This is a genomic window from Paenibacillus ilasis, from assembly GCF_043195395.1.
Lineage (GTDB): Bacteria > Bacillota > Bacilli > Paenibacillales > Paenibacillaceae > Paenibacillus_AQ > Paenibacillus_AQ lautus.
The window spans coordinates 2,266,008-2,285,611 of the sequence record NZ_JBHDJG010000001.1 but is presented as its reverse complement, the minus strand read 5'-3'; the positions used below and the strand labels follow the sequence as shown (position 1 = coordinate 2,285,611).

Below are 19,604 nucleotides of genomic sequence, written 5' to 3'. Positions count from 1 at the left end.
TTTTTAAGTTTATCAAATGATTGTCTTTTCACTTGATAGGTTTATAATAACCTTAAATCATGTCAAAAAATGATACTGTTTAGGAGAGGCCCGATGAAAAAAGTTGAACGAATCAATACCATTATGCGATATATCAACAACCGCGCCCACTTTACCATTTCTGAGATCATGCAGGAATTTAACATCTCTCGTTCGACGGCGATTCGAGATATCCGAGAAATTGAAGCCATGGGGATGCCGCTTGTTGCTGAAGTTGGGAGGGACGGGGGTTATTTTGTTATGAACAACTCTGTACTGCCCACGGTCCGCTTTACCGATACTGAAATTAAAGCGCTGTTTATTGCCTTTATGGCCACAAGAAATCAACAACTCCCTTATCTAAAGAGCCGTCAGTCTTTAGCTGAAAAATTACTAGGCCTCATCTCGGAGAACCAGCAAGATGACCTTGTGCTTTTGAATCAAATATTGCTTTTTGAAGGGACCAACCCCAATAACCCAGACCTGCTTGACTTGTCTGACCTGCCCCATCCGATGTTAGAAAAGCTCATCCAAATTCTTCTTGTGGACAGGTATTTATCGGTTTCCATCCAAGAAGAAAAGATGATAAAGTCTTATACCATTTATCTCTTACACCTCTATCGTGAAAAGAGCTTATGGATAATTGAAGGCTTTGACTTAGAGGAAGAAAAGAGGCGGATTATTCCTGTCGACAATCTCACCCATGTAGAACCATACCCTACGAAAAAAAGAGTAAGTAAGAAAAAAATTTTAGAACAACTAAGTAAGCACGAAGAAGTAATCAACCTTGTCCTTGATCTTGGCCCCAAGGCGATTGCCCAGTTCAAAAAATACCATCCTTTAAAGTTTTCAATTTCATATACGAACCCGTATCAAACCACAGCTACCTTAAAGACTTTTATCAATGTTCATCATTCAGAAGAATTGACTGAAATTACAAATTGGCTGCTTTTCCTAGGTGGAGATATCAAGGTCAGGGAGATACCGGAAGAAGTCTTAGTAGGTTTACAAGAGAGATTAAACTTATACTGCCCATAAGCAGTACCAGTTAAACCAATTAAAACATCCCATTCCTCTTTTGGTGAGAATGGGATGTTTATTAGTATCTTCAAATGGAAATGGAAGTCTTCCAATTCATTTGCTGCTATTTTCATGATTGGTTTGATCGTATATTGGAGCTGCCTTGCCAACCCTAAAAGCGTAATAACTCATCACAACAATACCTAAGAAAATAATGCCGGAAATCAGGGAAAAGCGAGTTTCATCGTTCATCCACATACCGACCAGTACCATAAGCAAAAAGGCAATGGTCACATAGTTTGTCACCGGGGCGAAAGGCATTTTGAACGGATGATGCTGCAAGGCATTCCCCTTGGTTTTTCTGAAATTGATTTGACTGATTAGAATGACAAACCACGGTACCATACCGGGAAGTACGCTGGCACTGTACACGTGCACAAACAGATTTTCGGGTGAAATATAGCTTAAAATCACGCCAATGCCCAATCCCACGAGTACGCCAATCGTTCCAAGCAAGGGCACGCCGTTACGGGACAGTTTCGTAAATATTTTCGGTGCCTGTCCATTGACTCCCAATGTATAAAGCATGCGTCCTGCGCTAAAAATCCCGCTATTACAACCTGACATGGCAGCTGTGATGACAACAAAGTTGATCAGCCCCGCCGCTGCAGTAATGCCGATTTTCGCAAATGTAGCAGCGAACGGGCTGCCGATGGTTTGCAATTGATTCCAAGGGTAAACCGTAACAATCACAAAAATCGCGCCAATATAGAAGATCAAAATCCGCCAGATAATACTTTGCGTCGCGCGCATTAACGTTTTTTGCGGGTTTTTTGCCTCACCTGCTGTAATCCCGATCAGTTCGACTCCTTGATAGGCCCCTATTACTAGAGAGAGAGCAAAGAAAAACCCCGACCACCCGCCAGTAAAAAAACCCCCATGCTGCCACAAGTTCGAAAATCCAATCGCATGCCCACCGTTGCCTATTCCGAACAAAATCAGACCCAACCCTGCAACAATCATCAGGACGATGGTAACGATTTTAATCATCGCAAACCAAAACTCAAATTCACCAAATGATTTCACAGAGAATAGGTTGGCTGCACCGAGAATCACGATTGCGACGAGCCCTGGTATCCAGGCGGGCAAATCCGGAAACCAGTACTTCATATACGTCCCAACAGCAATGATCTCCGCCATCCCGACAATAACCCATTGGAACCAGTTGCTCCAAGCCGTCACATACCCTGCCAAAGGATGAATGTACTTATGTCCAAAGGTCGCAAATGACCCCGTGCTCGGTTCTACATACTGCATTTCCCCCATTGCGCGCATGATGAAAAATATAAAAACCCCTACAATTGCATACGCAAGCATCACCGAAGGACCTGTCCAATTGATCGTGCTTGCAGAGCCCATAAATAATCCGACACCGATTGTGCCGCCTAAAGCAATCATCTGAATATGACGAGCTTCGAGCCCTCTCTTTAATTCATTGTTTTTCATTGCAGTTCCCCCCTCTGCTGCTCTCTTTGCTGTTCATTTGGACAAGCTGCAAATCTCATAAGAAGTAGACGCCAATTTTGTTTTATACACGCTAATCCAATTGTAGTAGCTTGTTCCTATGAAAACAATTATATTCATTTGGTAAACCTACAAGGGGCCCTACTATTCTAGAATGACATCAATCTCATTTATTATCAGACCTTGTAAATGTATATAACCCCGTCCTAATAATAGGACAGGGTTAACATTAAAGGTATTTTAATTTTTGATAAAAAACGCTTCACTGACCGTAAAACTCCTAATAAAGTCGTTAGAACTCGCCATGGAGTTACTTCTGCACAATCTGAATAAGGTTGCCGCATGTATCATCGAAGACAGCTATTGTGAGTTCGCCCATTTTTGTCGGCTCCATCGTAAACTTCACGCCGCTTTCCAACAATCGATGATACTCTTTATTAATATCTGCAACGCCAAACATCGTTGCTGGGATGCCATCGGCAAATATCTTCTTCTGATATTCTTTGGCGGCAGGATGGTCATTCGGTTCGAGTAAAAGCTCGGTACCCTCTTGGTCATCGGGAGAAACAAGCGTTATCCACCTAAATTCTCCGACGGGAACGTCCTCCTTTTTGACAAACCCCAGCTTTTCTGAATAAAACTCAAGTGCCTTGTCTTGATCTTGAACAAATAAACTGGTCACCATGATTTTCATAATGTTTTTGCCTCCTTAGATATTTGTGATGTTGGTGTGCTGCTAACAATCTGGCTCCAATCAGAAAAACCTTACATTCTTCCGAAGCAATTAAAATTACTCTACCCATCCTTTCAGTAGATTTTTAAGTGGTTCGTTGTTGAAAATAATCACTCGATATTTTCCTTTTTTTTCTGATTTTACGAGCCCTGCATCTTCCAATGCCGAAATATGTTTAGCTATCGCTTGTCGAGTAATAGAAAGATTGTGCTTCGTAATGAGGCGCACCGTAAGTTCATACAACGTCTGCTCATTGCGTTCGGATAGTTCGTCTAATATAAGCCTCCGAGTCGAATCGTTAAGTGCTTTGAATATAGCATCATTGTCCCAATTCATATATTGATTATAAGCAACCCCGCGGTTGCTTGTCAAACTTACCAAACGGGAAACCGCAATGATACTGCCAGCACCCATCATTGTGAACTTACGATTCCATCGATCAAGCCAGACACCAATGAACGGGCAAACATCAGATCACTGAAAATTGGACCATAGAAGACGTTAAAATTGAAAATACAGCTCATTTACTCCTTACTTCAATCGAATAAGTTGGCCATCCTTCACCTCATACACCTGGGTTGCGACGCCCTCGATCAACCGGACATCGTGAGATATAAACACGATCGTGCCTGCGTATTTTTGCATCATGGTCTCGAGCGCTTTCACGGCTGGAATATCCAGAAAGTTGCTCGGTTCGTCCATAAGCAGGATGTTGTAGCGCCCAAGCAACAATTGGGCTAGGAGGAGTTTGATGATTTCGCCGCCGCTTAATACCGAAAGCTCTTTGCGAACATCCTGATGCGTGAACCCCATGGACGCGAGTACAGCTCGAATGTCCGAAACAGGGTATTCACAGTTTTCCTGTATGAATGCCATTACGTTCTGATTCCGATCGAACTTGTAATCATTTTGGACAAAGCAGCCAATTTCCGCTTTTGGCGACAACGTAATCCCGCTCTCCCGATCGCGAATCATGTTAAACAACGTGGTTTTTCCGACGCCGTTAGCCCCGGTTATCGCAATCTTGCCACCAAGCGGGAACTGGAAGGACACGTTGTCGAAAATCAGTTTATCTCCGAACCGTTTGCTGATCTCGTTGCCCACAATCGGAAAGGGATTGTGCAACTCCAGCGCTTTGCTCTGTCGGAATTGAACACTTCGTTCGGGCTCGGGCGGGGTAACTTCGCCAAGCGCTTGGATTCGCCGTTCCGTACTTTTGGCTGCGTTATGGAGCTTTTTTTGCTTGCTGCCTTGGGACTTCTGATGGCCGAGGCGTCCTCCGCTTTGCGATCTGTTTTTTCTGTCTGTTCCCTTTGCCTTTTGCTCAAGCTTCCGTGCCTGACTCTTCTTCTCATTGACGACCTGTTCGAGTCGCTCTCTTTCCTCCACATATTGTTTATATTGGGTAAACTGGGATTGTCGTTCCTCTTCCTTGTGAACCAAATAGTCAGTATAACCACCCCAGTATTCGGTAATTTTACCGTCTTTCAGCTCCCAGATCTTATCGACGACCTGGTCTAGGAAATAACGATCATGACTAATGATGAGCAGAGCTCCGGAATAATGTTTAAGCCGGTTCACAAGGAAATCGATGCCTTCGCGATCCAGATGACTTGTCGGTTCATCGGCAAAAATGCCATGAACTTCTCCCGAAAGTGCCTGTGCAATTTTTAGTCGCGTCTCTTCCCCACCGCTCATTGTGTCGGCTTGCACTCGGTCGATCCCTAATTTGCCAATTATGGCGTAGTCCTGCACATCTTGAACAACGACCTCTTCCAACTGGGGGAGATAGGCAAATGTCCCTTCCCTTGAAATCTTGCCGTGCTGCAGAGGGATTTTGCCCAGCAGAGTTTTGAGCAACGTACTCTTCCCAGCTCCATTGGCGCCAACCAGACCGATTCGGTCGTACTCATACAACTCCAACTGGTCGATATCGAGCACGTCGCGCCCCAAATATTCCACATAAATATCCTTAGCTTTTATTAATAACATGTATTATCCTCCTTCGAAAATCGCAGTTTCCGTTGTTCCGTTTGCAGGTTGACCCGCGATTCGCAAAGGGAGGATTATATAAAGAAGTACCAGTGTATCCTTTGCATCGTCATGCCTCCTTTTCAAATAAATGACTTTGATCGTTACGTGCCAAGCACGATAGCAATAAAAAATGCAGATCCAAGTCCACAAGTGGGCTTGGATCTGCATGAATTACGTGCCAGAACAGAGCGAAACAAGACACAGCAAAAATGCCGTCCGGGTCGCAATCAATGTCCTCATACGTAAAATAAGCAGCTCAAAAAAAGCCCACCTCAGTGGAAATCCGCTTTTTTATCGCTTGCTTACCATAAACGCATGGAGTGAACCATTGATCGCAATCCTCCTCTTCAATAATAGTCGTATGTTAACATCGAGCGCTGCAACTGTCAAATGATATCCCAATTAATACCCACTAACCATACTTTTTCTGAATGAAGAGTTAAAAACCTACCCATAATACGATAGTTCGGAGCCCGAACAAATATCCCAGCAAAAGGAGTGAAATGGTATGCAGCGGATGATCCCTTTCAAAATCAATAATCAGAAAACCGTCATGTCTTTATTAGCTGTAGGTGTCGGTGCCACACTCATTGGAATGGCATATAGACGCAGGTCGAATAGAAATGCTTGGGGTCGAATGTTGAGGTCTATTCAATAATTTTCTTGAACAGTAAAAAGAATAAAGCAGTCGGATTCAAAACTCCGGCTGCTTTGTTTATACAAACGGTTTGCTTTTCTTAAAACGAAGGAAACCGGTTATGTTTTCTAAGTATATCGAATGCCTCAATGAGTTAAATTAACTTTTGAGTTACATAAATTAAGGTGGTGACTTGTTTACCTATGCCTCTATCCCCGCGCCTGTATCACTGGTTTGTCCGTCCCCAATGGATTACAAAAAAATACATCCATGACCATATCCAAAACCATTTCCAATTGGAGAATAAGTTCATTCTTGATTTTGGGTCGGGTACTGGAGCCAATTGCTCCCTTTGTCATGCAGATCGGTATCTTGGCATTGAACCCAATATGGATCGGGTTCGTCTCGCCAAAAGGCTGTACCCTAACCATAAGTTTGAAATATTTGATGAATACCAGATCCCTATAGAGAATAACACCATTGACTATATCTTTGTCGTAGCTGTTCTTCATCATATATCAGATGATCAGATTCGTTCATATTTGATCGAGTTTGAGCGAGTTTTGAAACCGGGTGGGAAGGTTATCGTCATGGAGCCGTATTTTTGTATGAACAGAACATTTAACAATCGATTTATGAACTGGTACGATGATGGGAAATACATCCGCAGCGAGATTAGTTACCTAAATTTATTTCAAAAAGGGCAATACGAATGTGAGGTCATAAAGAAGTTTACAAAGTGCATGTTATATAACGAAATTTACTTCACGGCGGAGCCAACCAAGCAGCAAATTAGTAACCTCATGAGAACTTAGCTCTCCATCCCAATTTACAGAGGTTTCTGACTTACGTCTGACTTAATATCGGACACCGCATATTATCAAAGGCTTGCTAAAAGACTAAATCTTTCGTTCCTCATACTCAAAGGGTTCTTCACTCGAGTAAATCTCATGGAAAAATCCTTTATACGGGATATCGTCTTCCAAACATTTTATGAGATACGATAACACCTCGTCACACTTCGGTTCCTCACCATGGTTCTGCATCACCTCGAATGTATCGACAATATTTTCCATGAGGGTTACTTTGATAAATAAGGGCAGCATATCCAGCATCGATTCTTCGATCTTGGTCTCGGATCTGTAACCCGCGAGGACGGTTTCAAAATAATCATCCATAAACTTTCTGCGTTTACCGGCGTCTGGTTCGAATTGTATCCAGCCCACCCCGTTTCCCCAGATACTGGCCAAGTCAAACATATACCAACCGAAACATGAATTATCGAAATCATATACGGTTATTTGCCCGGTATCATAATCTATCGAATAATTCCCATCGTTATAATCAAAATGAATCATACCGAAAGTTTCCTGGTTTCTGTCCAAGCCTTCCAAGGTAGTAAGGAGCTCTGTCAGCTTCACCTTGAGCATAGATAAAGAGTCGGGTATTAGTTTATCAATATATTCGGCATTGAATCTGTCAAAGAAATGAAACCGGCGATGGACAGGAGTATACCCTTTCGAGATTTGGTGCAGTTTCCCCAGGACTTTACCGCAATTATAATAATATTCGGTAATGGGAGCACCTTCCCGGTACCGGTAATGATTTTCTACAAGCATATTCCCCTTAGCTTTTTCAAATAAGCAGATAAAAAAGGTATGATTATTGTGAGTGATCTCCTCCAGCAGATTCCCCTTTCGGGAGCTGATTACATTGGAGACACTGCCTCCATGATCAAATAGATACCGAACATATTCCAGCTCACCCAGAAAATCATTCCGGCTCCTGTCAGGTAAAAAAGCGATTCGGAGTATTTTTGAAAGGCTCCCTTCTTTCTCACAGGTATATACGACATTCCTTCCTCCTTCATGTGGCGGAATCAGCCGGATATCATAGCCCTCCAATCCGTACAACTCTGATATTAATGGAAGCAAATATATATCACCGATGTTAACAACCTCGTTATAATTCATAGCATCTCTCCTTTAACAATTCAATACACACTTACAGAATAACCCTTTTTTACATATGACTACAAATCAAAAAATGATTATAGCGAATTTCTCCCAATTACTCGCTCTTGGTTGATCAACAGTATATTCAAATCACCTTTCTAAGGGCTGTATGTTCGATACTGGACTTTAGTCGAGGTCCACTACCTGCCGTAGTCTGTTCCGATTCACGAAGAAATTCGTTACAATATAGCAAAGACTTTTGGAGGAGCGATTGATCATGAATTACGCACATAAAGTGCAGAGGGAAATTGCCAACTGGGAACAAAAAATGTTCAAACCGCCGGGATGGCTGGAAAAAACATCGAAAACCATCGGCAATCGAATTAATCATTTGATTCCCCCGAAGGTGCACAGCATGATTACGACCACCATACGATCGATCGTGCGCACGGCGCTGTTCGGTGCGGAATATACGCCCAGCCGTTCGGTGCAGCATACTCTGGAACTGGAGTCTGCCGATCGAGAAGCGAAAGAGTTGTTTGCCCTATACCAAAAAATCGCGGTTGCCGAAGGCGCTGGAACGGGAGCTGGCGGCATAATGCTCAGCATGGTAGACTTTCCAGCTTTAATTGCGATCAAGATGAAATTTTTGTTCGAGCTGGCGCATGTTTACGGTTATGACACCAAACACTTCTCCGAGCGGGTATTCATTCTCAAGGTTTTTCAAATGACGTTTTCGGGACCGGAAAACCGTGCCAGGTTGCTCTATTCCATCAAGCATTGGCATATGGAAAAGGAACAATGGCTCTCCGACGCCGAATACTCCCGAAATATGGACTGGGAGACATTTCAGATCGAGTATCGCGACGCCATTGACTTCCGGAAAATGCTGCAGATGGTTCCCGGGATCGGCGCTATCGCAGGCGCATGGGCCAATTACACGATTCTAGATGAGCTCAACGAATTCGCCATGAACGCTTACCGCCTGCGCAGATTGCACGATGATGTCGTGGTTATGGATTAATCCTCTCTCTCGCCATATACGTCCAGGAGGCAGGGGTGTTTGGAGAAAAACAAAGGCAGCTAATCCGTAGGATTGGCTGCCTTAAGGTTTGCCTTCAATTGACATTATTTCGCGATGACCGCGCCCTTCCTATTAAACAACCTATGTGTAAAACACATCACTGTGCTCTATTGGATAATTACAAGAGATGGCCCCCTCATCCGAAATTGCGAACCCCTTCCCGAAATTCCAATACTCCTATATTTTGGTAAAACGGATTATAATCGTTTTTGTAATCACATGGATTCTAATGTCAGACAGCCAAATACAGCCGCCAACACAAAGGAGGAATGCTGTTTCAAACCCAATTACGAAGTTGCTTTTATCCCCATTCTAAAGGAGGAACTTTGATGATGCGAAAGGGAATACCTTATCTGCTGATCCTGTCGTTGCTGTTGACCTGCTGCACCCTCTTCGGTACGAAGGCGGAGGCTGCGGACTATACGCAGGGCGTCGAATTATCCGGAAGCGTAGCCACTGTATGGTTCAAATCCACCGTTAACACGAGTTGGGTCGATGTCCATTATAAAGGGAACGACGGCGTACAGCAAAATTTCAGAATGGCTTACAACGCTGGCAAATCCCGATACGAACAGGCCATCTCAGGCTTTGCAGCAGGCCACGTGATTACGTATTCTTTCACTTACAATAACGGAACCCCAGCCTACGACACCGGTGTCTTTACTTACACCGCCGGTTCCACGCCACCTCCCTCTTCTTCCGGCTCCATTGATGACATTCATCCATCCTCAATTCCCATGCCGCCAAATGGCGCCGTCTCGGTGAAAATCATGAACGGTACCCATGGCGCTTATACCGACCAGCAAATATACTGGGGCGTTCTCGGTATCAATCCCGTCAACAATCAGTGGAGCTATCTGGACCTCAATGGCAATCTGATCCCCATCTCCAGCGCCTTGAATGATGCGCCGGGACATCTAACCAAGAACGGTATCAACTACGCCAACATTTATCACAAGGCCAGCGATGCTTCCTGGATCACCTTGCCCCGGATCACGTCGGGCCGAATGTTCCTTAGCGTTGGCACTCCAATGTACATGAAGACTTATAACGATGGGTTCGCCGGCCCCGATCTGAACAATCCGACCGATCCCAACCGCGACATCTATTTCGATTTCGTCGAATTCACGATTGACGCGGCGGGCTATCACGGCAATACGACCCGCGTTGACGGATTCGGTTTTCCCCTCCAGCATCGACTGATCAACATATCCGGTTCCTTCGATCAGACCGTGGGTGAGCTCGAATCCGAAACCCGAAACGGAATCTTCGCCAAATTCCAGGCGGAAGTTCCTGGTGCTTTCAAATCACTGGCCACGATTCAAGCGCCTTATCGCATCGTCGCGCCGATTCACGGTTCTTTCGCCCAGGGTGGTGCTAATGCGAACTATTTCAGCGGATACGCTCCATACAGTACACAGGATATTTTCCGTTGCGACGGCGCTTTAACGGATGCGGCAACTTGTGCAGCCATCAATCGTCACGTATATACGACTAACGACTGGAATAACGTGTCGAATTACTATCAAGCCGCACCTGCTAACTATTACGCGAAATTCTGGCACGACCACAGCATGAACCGCTTGGCCTACGGGTTTCCATATGACGATGTCAACGGTCAGGCTGCTTACCTTGAAGTGGGCGATCCGAAAGGCCTGATCATTCGCGTAGGCTGGTAAATCATCCACGATTGCTAAAGCATGGAACCCGCCGATATACAAAAAAAATGCCTTGGTATCAATGAAGCTGCCTATCGAGCGGACCAAAGCTATTCAACATTAAGCACATTTAATCGGCAGGTATATTAGTTTTTGTTTGCCGACGGTTGAATAAATTCAAACTTCAAAAACAAAAACGATGCCATAAAGTCATCGTTTTTGTTTTTGAACTATTGAGTGGTTTGCGACAGTCCCGCTGTTTACGCATAAGTTGAAAAACAGCAGCCATTTCTCTGGATACCCATCTCTTCCGTTTTGTTGAACAACGATTACATCGCTTTCGGTACGTTTGAGTCTGTCTGTTTAGGCGAACGGATAAACATCAAGGCTAATATCGCACCTGCAAAAGCAACGATTCCAGACCAAAGGAAAGCTTGCTGAAAACCATGATTAAGTGCTGCCACAGGATTAGAATCTGATATGGAAGCAGTCGTTGATGCAGCGATCGCTACCATGATAGCAAGACTTATGGCTGATCCTATCTGATAGCTTGTATTAGCAAGTCCGGATGCCAGCCCCGCTTCTTCAGGCTTAGCTCCCGACATAGCGGCCATCATAGAAGGAATATAGGCTAATGACATTCCGAGAGCACCTAATAGTGAAGCTGGAAGTACATGAATAAGGAAGCTGCCATCCACAGGCGTATTGGTTGAGAACATAAGCATTGAACATCCGAGGGCAGTCAATCCAATCACGATGTTAGCTTTTATACCGAATCTACCGATCAATTTGCCCGTAATAACAATCATGAAGATGGCAATCAAAATCGTCATCGGAAGCAGTCCGACCCCTCCAGCGAAAGCTGAAAACTTGAGTACTTGCTGCATATACAGGTTTAGGAAGTACCATAACGGTATCCAACCGCCAGATAACATGATGAGCGCGATATTACCAGCGGCCAAATTAGGCACCTTAAAGATTCGAAGAGGTACAAGCGGTTCCTTTTTGATTAGCTGAATAATGAGGAAAAGGATAAACAGTATTACCCCAGCGATAAGTGTCCACAGGGTGATTGCTGCTCCCCATCCATTATGTTCTGCCGTTACGATCCCGTAAACGATTAGAACCAATGATGCTGTTACTGAGATGGAGCCTGCGACATCAATGCTTCCTTTTCTACGTATACCTTTTGCTAAAAGAGCAGGAGATAAAAGTAAGGCGACTACCCCGACAGGTACATTAATTAAGAAGGTCCATTGCCAGCTTAACCACTCCGTTATAACACCACCCAGAAATACCCCTGCTGATCCTCCAGCAGCTGCCGAAGCACCCCAGAACCCCAATGCTTTACCCAATTCTTTAGGATTACCGCTGAATAACATCATCACGATAGTTAGAGCTGAAGGTGCTATTAATGCGGAACCGAATCCTTGCAGTGCACGACCGATGTTTAGTGACTCTTCGTTCCATGCAAAACCAGCGAGTAAGGATGCTACTGTAAGGATCATAAAGCCCCACATGAACATGCGCCGTTGTCCAAAGAGGTCTGATAATCGGCCACCGAGTAGTAATAGACCACCGAAGAAAATCACATAAGCATTAAAGACCCACTGTAAACTTTCCTGAGTATATCCAAGCGCTTCTTTGATTGCTGGCAATGCAACTCCGATAATCGATGTATCCATAATCACCATAAAATTCGCAAGACACAACAATGCTAGTGCGAACCATCGTTTTGGATCTGCTTGTAAAAGAACCTGCCCTTGTTTTGACATTATATATTCAACCTCCTTTAGCTACATATCACCAGGTTCTTTTGATTCGATAAATTAACGCTCTCGACGGCCGCCTTAGAGACTAAGTTAATTTCAATCCATTATTTACCGGTGAGTTTCGTATTTATAGTATACCCCCCTACCCTATAATGTCAATAAATTTTTTTCTTTAAAAAAAAGTTTTTCATACAATCAACGAAATCAGGCCACTCAAAAAATATAGTGATAATAAAAAAAGCGCAGAACTTGAAGTTCTACGCTACCAAAATAGCGACGTGGAATGGAATTAAGAATTCTCAACTCGAGCACAGGAAAATCCTTTCGCTTCAAGATACTGCCGAGTGACATATGCATTCACACGAACCGGGTGAGGCATCCGGAACGCCATTTCATTGCTGCATACATGTTTTGGTCATGATAAAGTCCTTCTGCTCTTCATCCCCCATGTGCACTTTCTTATTTCTAAAGTCAATTGGCTTCTCCTCCCTTGTGTAATTCAATACAACCTCTTGTTCCCCTTTTTTACAAACTCCCAATCTTTTTCAACGTTTTTTCTGACCCTCTGCAAGAGATTCAACATAGTTTCCGCTTCGCTTTCGGAAAAACCCTCTAATGCAACCCTATTGGAATAATCATGTTCTCTTTTTATTAAAGGATAAACCTGTTTCCCTTTCTCTGTTGGAAAGAGTTTTTTGATTTTTTTATTAAACTGATCTTCTTTCTTTTCAATAAAGCCATGAAGTTCAAGCTTTTTTATAGCTCGGGCTGCACACGAGCAAGCTTATCCGGGTTTCGTACAGCATACATTCTGGCAAGCTTTCCGTGTCGGAGCTGTATGCATATCGCGGCCAAAATTTCGTCCCCCGAACGGATTACGAAGCCGGTCTCACCGTTAAGAGGTGCAGGCTCAAAGTGAAACTTGCCCTGAATAGTTTGGAACCCGTCGAGCAATACTGAGGCCACGTGATCGCGCGTTTGAATTGGGCGCTTGTATGCTTGGGCTTTGCCGCCTCCGTCGGCGATGAATGTGACGTCTTCGGTGAGCAGAGACAACAAATGATCGATATTACCATGCTCAAGGGACATGAGGAAGCGACTGATCCATTCCTTTTCGTCCCCATCGGCCCTTACGGACTCATTCTCGGAAACCCCCATCTTGTTTTTTGCCCGGCTCATCAGCTTGCGGCAATTTGCCTCTCGCTTGCCGATCAGGTCGGCAATTTCGGAATAATCGAAGCCGAGCGCTTCACGCAGGACGAAAATCGCCCGCTCTGTCGGGGTCAGCCGCTCGAGCAATACGAGCATGGCGTAAGACAGCAGATCGAAACGGACGACGGTTGTCTCGATCGTATCCTCCTCAGGCGTCCGAATCGGTTCGGGGAGCCACGGACCAACGTATATTTCCCGCTTCTTCCGCGCCGATTTTAGTTGATTGAGGCAATGGTTGGTTACCATTTTGCATAAATACGCCTTTGGCTCTGCAAGACGTTCGGGATGTACGTCGTACGCCTTAACAAACACGTCCTGCACCGCATCTTCCGCGTCTGCCGCAGATCCAGTTAACTGATAGGCCAGCGTGAATAACAGCGCTTTATATTGATCGTACAGTTCTTCCATTCGGCGTCTCACCTTCTCTTAGCTGCAAGCTAGATCTCTTCCTTGTTTCTATAGAAGTTTACTGCCTGCTTTCCATGCAATATTCCTGAATTTCCACGCGAGCTTTCCCGTTATGATCATATTAAACCCTTGTTTGCGTCCCCACACCAATCCGCGGTTTTCCCCAAGTCCAATGCAGAAGAAATCCAAGGGAACCTTCTTGTGAATCGGGGCGGGGCGTCCCTCCAAATCGGCCAAGACAATCTTCCCCAGTCGATCCCCCTGTAGCCCGCCTTCTTTGCACGTCATTTGATCTGCTTTGCCGTTTCTCGGATCGACGATTCTCGTACAGTCGCCGATGCTGTATACACCCGGTGCCCCTTGAACGCGATAAGATCCATCCACCAGCACTTGACCGTCCGGAGTTAGTGGCAAGCCCATACTGCGAAGCTGCGGATTCGGAATCAGACCAATCGTCCATATGCACAGACCAACCGGCATACGATCACCATTGCTGACCGTCACCATTCCCGCTTCCTCTCTGATCGCCTTACGATTGTGAAGTACTGTCACTCCGCATTTGTTGAGCGTCCGTTCCAGCTTGTATCCAACTTTCTCTGGCGCTTCCGGGAACAGCCGCTCTTTTACATTCAGCAAATAGACGGAGACATCGGATAAATTAAGTCCTAGTGAAGATGCTTCCTTCTGCATCTCAATTACCAGCTCAGCGGATGTCTCAACGCCACTGATGCCCGCCCCCGCAACTGCGACGGTCATCAGTCGCTTACGTTCTTTAGGATTTGTCTCGCCAACAGCTTGCCGTAGATTGGCGCGCCAGCGCTCCCGGATGACTGCTGCGGTTTGCAGATCGGTTAAAGAAATGCCACCCCGATCAGGATCAGGGCGCCGAGCGACACTACCGACCGCCACAACTAAAAGATCATAACGAGTCCAGGCCTCATTTCCTTCTGCATCCTTATATTGAATCTGCTTCCTCCCGCTATCGACAGACGTAACCGTACCTTGCACGAATTCGACTCCTTGTGAAAAACTATAATGCATCCAGGGAATCATAATCTCTTCCTCGCCTACGGCCGGCCGGAACAACAGCATTTTACGCACATGTCCGGGCTGCTTATCCAATAGAACAAACCGAATCCGCCGTCCGTTCGCCAGGCCCCGGGTCGTTTCTTTTATTGCTTTGAGCGCTGATAGCCCTGCATGGCCGCCTCCAATAATGATGCATGTCAAGTTGTTCATCATTCCTCAGCTCCTTTACATTTTGCACATAAAACAATATAAGGCGCTGATTTGTGACATCGTAATCGTGCGAATAAGAAACGCGGGTAACTTATTTCCCGTTCGAATGATAGATTAGCTGCACAACGCCAGAGGAGAACGTTCTTGTATTAACCAGTTTTAAATTCAACCTTTTGTTAATATCCATAAACAACGGTTTTCCTTCTCCCAGAACAACAGGGTGAACAGATAATCTGAATTCATCAACAAGCCCTAAATGAATAAAAGTTGTAATAAGACTTGCTCCACCATATAACCAGATGTCTTTGCCAGGCTTATTCTTTAACGCATTTACTTCTTCAATAATATGATCATTGATGTATATTGCTTTATGATCGGTCGCTTTCTGTGTCCTGGAAAACACATATTTTTCTTTACTATGAACGATTCGCCATATTTCTTTTTCAGTATCCGTATGATCTATTTCTGGAGTGAATTGCCCCCATAAGTCATAGCTTTTTCTTCCATATAAAATGGTATCAATTTGATTTAAGAAATCTATAAACCCCATCTCAGAGTCCATAATGCACCAATCTACTTCCCCATTTTTCCCTTCAATAAAGCCATCTAATGTAACTGCTAAATCTAAAATGATTTTTCGTCTCATGGTTTGTTACTCCTTTCGGGATTTACCACTCATTATAGACCATCAATATGTCATCTTATGTCATATTAATAACAAGCCGGTTTTCTTACGATATTCCCCTTATGATTAAACTTCCATGAGAGGCGGTTCAATTTATAAATGTTTCGGTCATCCATTGATAAAATTTCTCCTTCTCTTCGAATTGAAGGTAATGTGCGGATTGCTCATAAGCGATAAATTCCTTTGAATCATCATCCATGCTGTCGACATACGTTTTTGCTGCATTCGTTGAAGTCATGTAGTCATATTTCCCCATAATAAAATAACACGGGATTTCAAGTTTTGTTATACCCATGGGGGTTATCGATAAGCCTTGAAGCTCCGCCGTATTTCATGACATAATATCGCGGGGTAAACGCATCGCCACAGCCACCGATTGGCGACTTCTTGGATGTATAAAGTTATTGTCTCCCGGGGTAGGGACTATCCAGCTATACCCAACGAATAGGTAGGTTCGTTGCACCTCACCTATGCCTTTTACTATGTGGCTGTTTTTATACGTCGGCATGCTGCGGACCCAATCGTTCGAGAACTCGGTCCAATTGCCGGGTTAGATAAGGCGAAACGTCGCCAAGCCCGCTCACTGCTTCTAACAATGGGAAGGTTTGCCCGCCCCACGGACCTTGCGGATCAAAGACTTGTCTGCCGACTCGCAAGCCTTCTGCTGTCATCGAGGAGTTTAATCGTTCCAAACCTTCAACAAGCAGACCGACCGGCAGCGCTTTGTTCCTCCGCAGGGACCATTCTGCTAAATAGGACATGCCGCGCAATATATCGTATTCGAAAAATCTCGGGAAGCAAGGCTTCAGCCACTCCTTATCGATGACGTTCCCCGTTTGCTTGGAACATACAAGACGATGCTCCATTAAATAACGGGCGCCCTCATCCAAGAATGCGGCTTCCTGTTCGGTATATTCCCGGTCGGTATGCCATAAGATCGCCTCAAGCGGAGGAAGCGTAGAAACGATAGAGCTCTTTCTGGAGTATGTATTAGCATCAGGCTCGCAGTTCAGTCCGCCGTCAGGCAGCTGATGCTTTAGAAGCCATTCGCGAATCCATGGCAGTTCTCTGTCCAGATCACAGCCATGCGCCATGAGAATCTTATAAAATACGGCAAGTTCGCAATGGCAGCAATCCATCTTCATCTTATCGGTTTCCGAGATTGGCTGGTCATCGACGGAAATGACGAAGGTCTGCCACACCTGAGTTTCGAGTAAATGTTTGGCTTTGGCGATCACAGACTCAGGAATCTGCCTCACTTCTCCCATTTCATAAAGCACAGACATATGCCACCAGGCTCCATCCCATTTTCGACGGGTGTGCTCACCGTGGGCGGTTTCCCATTGCGAAGTGGATTCAAGAAATCGTATAGATTCTTCGATTGCCAAACGAATCGTTTGATTGGTTACCATCCTGCTATCTCCTTTTTTGTTCGCCGCGCTTTCTTATAACGCGGCAAAGCTGCCGAGTCAACCATGGATCGGCAGCCTTGCTTTGTGAGCTCTGGCAATCACAATGGTTATATCACCAGAACCCTCCATCTGAATGAATAATTTGTCCCGTAACCCATTCGGATTCTTCACTTGCTAAAAAAACGATTAGCTTTGCAGCATCCTTAGGTTCACCGATTCGCCCCATCGGGAATTTTGGTAACAAGTATTCTTTCAATTCACTGTTCATCCATCCACTATCCGTTGGTCCAGGATCTACGGCATTGACCGTAATGTGAAGCGGCGCTAGTTCAATAGCAACGGATTTCGTAAAAGTAGAAACAGCCCCCTTTGTTGCTACGTATGCCAAATTCCCAGGCTGAGGCGACTTGTCTTGACCTGATACCATGTTAATAATTCGACCACCATGTTTTCCTTCTATATGACGAGCAAACTCAACCGTCAAAAGAAACGTTCCTCTAATGTTCACACGATAATGAGCATCGAGGTTATCTGCATTGATGGAACGAAAATCTACGTCAACGGAATGCGTTGCATTATTCACTAGAATGGATGGGGAACCTAGTTTCTCATGAACCTCATCAAGCAGCATACTCGGTGCTTCTGATTGTGAAAGATCCAATTCCATGGATTCGCACCTTACTCCATAGCTGCGGATCTCCTCCATAAGATGCTGCGACCAGTCTGCGTCATCATCCATAAAATAGTTCATACCACGATCATACTTTGACCAATGCGTGAAAAAAATGTCTGCGCCTTCTCTGGCTAATGCTCGGCATATTGCAGTACCGATACCCTTTTCTCGGCTAGCTCCAGTAACAATCGCGATCTTATTCATTAATCGTTTCATTAAAAGCATCTCCTCGCGAAAAACGCTGAACAACGTGCTAACGGAGATGTATGCTCACCATTCAAAAAAACGAACACCCTAAAAAAGGCATTCGCTCGGTGTGTTTATAGCACATGAACCCAGCGATCCTATAATGGTTTAACTGAAAATTGGCCAAATGACCCCTTCAATCAAAAAGGGATCAACAAATCCATTCAACTCCTTAACCATTAAAGGATATCTCCCATTTCGGTCCATGCTCCTTTCGTACATCTCCTTTCACATAGGGTATCATAATTCCAAATTGTAGTAAATTATGGTTCGGGAAGAACTTATAGACCTCGCTTACTGCTGGGATCCCCATTTGGACTGGATAGCTTCATATTCGGATTTGGTAACCGGCAGAATGGAACCGTGACGTTTTTTTAGGATGCCGAAATCATATTCTTCCGGTTCAGGCTTCCTCCAGCATGCTCCTGTCGGATCGCCGATGTCCGTCGTTATGATTGGCAAATATCCTCCGCTAGTTGAATATTGGTCAACGAGTAGCCCCCATTTTTCCTCGCCATTGAATTTAAAAAACTCCGGACCTTCGACATCCTTTCCCGTCAGCGTAAGCCCGAGTGACTCTAGCGTCGAAATCACTTTCCAATCTCCCATTAGTCGGTCACTTGTCTCGATGGTAATCTGCCCGTCGCAGGAAGCACGGAAATACTTGTCGCCGGCTTTAATCATCGTTGTGTCGATAATCGTACGTTGTTCACCGCGGGTTATATAAAGCTCGGCCGGCGTAAACGTACGGAAATCCTGCGTTTTGCAGCAATAAATATGCATCCCGCGGCCATCACCGGCGCGAGCGTCCCGGCTGGAAGCCCAGAATATCAGATAATCGCCTTCTTCCTCATCATAAATCGCTTCCGGTGCCCAAGCGCAGCCCGCCTCCTCAGGAGCCAGCTCTACCATGCGCGGTTCAGACCAGTGCACCAAATCCGGTGATTCCCAGATGATCAGCGAGCGGCTGCCGGTTATCGTGGCCTGGGAATTCTGCCAACCGCCGCGATGATAAATACTAAGGTCGGTTGCAAGCAGATAGAAACAGCTGTCGTCCACGCTCCGAAGTATAAAGGGATCACGAACTCCCTGTTCCCCAACAACAGATCGCAAGACAGGTTGGTTCCGGTTCAGATCCTTCCAATGGAGTCCGTCTTGGCTCAGAGCGAAATAAATTTGCTCGCCGTCCTCCTGCTCACCGGTAAAATGAACGAACAGATATCCGTACAAAGATTCGGTATTTTTTGAATTTTGCATTGAGTGTCCATCTGCCTCCCGACTTCTTCGAAGTTTA

16 protein-coding genes and 2 pseudogenes are annotated in these 19,604 nt (G+C 45.0%); 4 read left to right on the top strand and 14 right to left on the bottom strand.

What is annotated here, in order from left to right; genetic code table 11:
- Nucleotides 1-93 precede the first annotated feature (93 nt).
- Complete coding sequence (locus tag ACETK5_RS10635) at nucleotides 94-1,056, top strand: helix-turn-helix transcriptional regulator (RefSeq protein WP_326120519.1); 963 nt, start codon at nucleotides 94-96, stop codon at nucleotides 1,054-1,056.
- 96 nt (nucleotides 1,057-1,152) lie between these two features.
- Here ACETK5_RS10635 and ACETK5_RS10630 read toward each other — a convergent pair whose 3' ends face one another.
- The 4 genes from ACETK5_RS10630 to ACETK5_RS10615 all read right to left on the bottom strand — a co-directional run bounded on the left by ACETK5_RS10630 (nucleotide 1,153) and on the right by ACETK5_RS10615 (nucleotide 5,287).
- Nucleotides 1,153-2,544, bottom strand: a complete 1,392-nt coding sequence (locus ACETK5_RS10630; RefSeq protein WP_394055506.1) for an amino acid permease — start codon at nucleotides 2,542-2,544, stop codon at nucleotides 1,153-1,155.
- Between the two features lie 328 nt (nucleotides 2,545-2,872).
- Nucleotides 2,873-3,256 (bottom strand): VOC family protein, encoded by a 384-nt coding sequence (locus ACETK5_RS10625; protein WP_100537428.1) that lies wholly within the window; start codon nucleotides 3,254-3,256, stop codon nucleotides 2,873-2,875.
- A 96-nt stretch (nucleotides 3,257-3,352) separates the two neighbouring features.
- On the bottom strand, nucleotides 3,353-3,631 hold the full coding sequence (locus ACETK5_RS10620; protein ID WP_100539401.1) for an ArsR/SmtB family transcription factor: 279 nt from the start codon (nucleotides 3,629-3,631) through the stop codon (nucleotides 3,353-3,355).
- A gap of 195 nt (nucleotides 3,632-3,826) precedes the next feature.
- The gene (locus ACETK5_RS10615; RefSeq protein ID WP_394055503.1) at nucleotides 3,827-5,287 is read right to left on the bottom strand and encodes an Msr family ABC-F type ribosomal protection protein; all 1,461 of its coding nucleotides are present in this window, start codon (nucleotides 5,285-5,287) and stop codon (nucleotides 3,827-3,829) included.
- Between the two features lie 882 nt (nucleotides 5,288-6,169).
- On the opposite strand from ACETK5_RS10615, the gene ACETK5_RS10610 reads away from it, so the two are divergent.
- Nucleotides 6,170-6,781 carry a class I SAM-dependent methyltransferase gene (locus ACETK5_RS10610; protein WP_394055501.1) on the top strand — a complete coding sequence of 204 codons (612 nt, stop codon included), beginning with the start codon at nucleotides 6,170-6,172 and terminating at the stop codon, nucleotides 6,779-6,781.
- Between the two features lie 84 nt (nucleotides 6,782-6,865).
- Here the strand turns inward: ACETK5_RS10610 and ACETK5_RS10605 are convergent, their stop codons facing one another.
- A complete protein-coding gene (locus tag ACETK5_RS10605; RefSeq protein WP_394055499.1) occupies nucleotides 6,866-7,939 on the bottom strand; it encodes a phosphotransferase enzyme family protein in 1,074 nt (357 codons plus the stop codon).
- 259 nt (nucleotides 7,940-8,198) lie between these two features.
- On the opposite strand from ACETK5_RS10605, the gene ACETK5_RS10600 reads away from it, so the two are divergent.
- A complete protein-coding gene (locus tag ACETK5_RS10600; RefSeq protein WP_394055497.1) occupies nucleotides 8,199-8,945 on the top strand; it encodes an EcsC family protein in 747 nt (248 codons plus the stop codon).
- A gap of 389 nt (nucleotides 8,946-9,334) precedes the next feature.
- Entirely contained in the window at nucleotides 9,335-10,684 is a 1,350-nt protein-coding gene (locus tag ACETK5_RS10595) for a glycoside hydrolase family 64 protein (protein WP_394055495.1), read from the top strand.
- 308 nt (nucleotides 10,685-10,992) lie between these two features.
- Here the strand turns inward: ACETK5_RS10595 and ACETK5_RS10590 are convergent, their stop codons facing one another.
- The 9 genes and pseudogenes from ACETK5_RS10590 to ACETK5_RS10550 form a co-directional block, all read right to left on the bottom strand.
- Nucleotides 10,993-12,438 carry an MFS transporter gene (locus ACETK5_RS10590; RefSeq protein ID WP_394055493.1) on the bottom strand — a complete coding sequence of 482 codons (1,446 nt, stop codon included), beginning with the start codon at nucleotides 12,436-12,438 and terminating at the stop codon, nucleotides 10,993-10,995.
- 496 nt (nucleotides 12,439-12,934) lie between these two features.
- Nucleotides 12,935-13,207 (bottom strand): annotated as a pseudogene (locus tag ACETK5_RS10585) (MarR family winged helix-turn-helix transcriptional regulator); the annotation flags it as partial.
- Entirely contained in the window at nucleotides 13,192-14,055 is an 864-nt protein-coding gene (gene sigJ / locus ACETK5_RS10580) for an RNA polymerase sigma factor SigJ (protein ID WP_394055491.1), read from the bottom strand. The gene sigJ and the pseudogene ACETK5_RS10585, both read right to left, overlap by 16 nt.
- 48 nt (nucleotides 14,056-14,103) lie before the next feature.
- A complete protein-coding gene (locus ACETK5_RS10575; protein ID WP_394055489.1) occupies nucleotides 14,104-15,294 on the bottom strand; it encodes an NAD(P)/FAD-dependent oxidoreductase in 1,191 nt (396 codons plus the stop codon).
- A gap of 91 nt (nucleotides 15,295-15,385) precedes the next feature.
- Nucleotides 15,386-15,940, bottom strand: coding sequence for a dihydrofolate reductase family protein (locus ACETK5_RS10570; RefSeq protein ID WP_100537435.1), 555 nt, complete (start codon nucleotides 15,938-15,940; stop codon nucleotides 15,386-15,388).
- Nucleotides 15,941-16,067: 127 nt separating this feature from the next.
- A pseudogene (locus ACETK5_RS10565) lies at nucleotides 16,068-16,344 on the bottom strand (alpha/beta hydrolase); the annotation flags it as partial.
- Nucleotides 16,345-16,473: 129 nt separating this feature from the next.
- Nucleotides 16,474-17,391, bottom strand: a complete 918-nt coding sequence (locus tag ACETK5_RS10560) for a hypothetical protein (protein WP_326113447.1) — start codon at nucleotides 17,389-17,391, stop codon at nucleotides 16,474-16,476.
- A gap of 112 nt (nucleotides 17,392-17,503) precedes the next feature.
- The gene (locus tag ACETK5_RS10555) at nucleotides 17,504-18,280 is read right to left on the bottom strand and encodes an SDR family oxidoreductase (RefSeq protein ID WP_394055486.1); all 777 of its coding nucleotides are present in this window, start codon (nucleotides 18,278-18,280) and stop codon (nucleotides 17,504-17,506) included.
- Between the two features lie 324 nt (nucleotides 18,281-18,604).
- Nucleotides 18,605-19,567: a glycoside hydrolase family 43 protein gene (locus ACETK5_RS10550; RefSeq protein WP_394055484.1), complete on the bottom strand. Its 963-nt coding sequence runs from the start codon at nucleotides 19,565-19,567 to the stop codon at nucleotides 18,605-18,607.
- Nucleotides 19,568-19,604 lie beyond the last annotated feature (37 nt).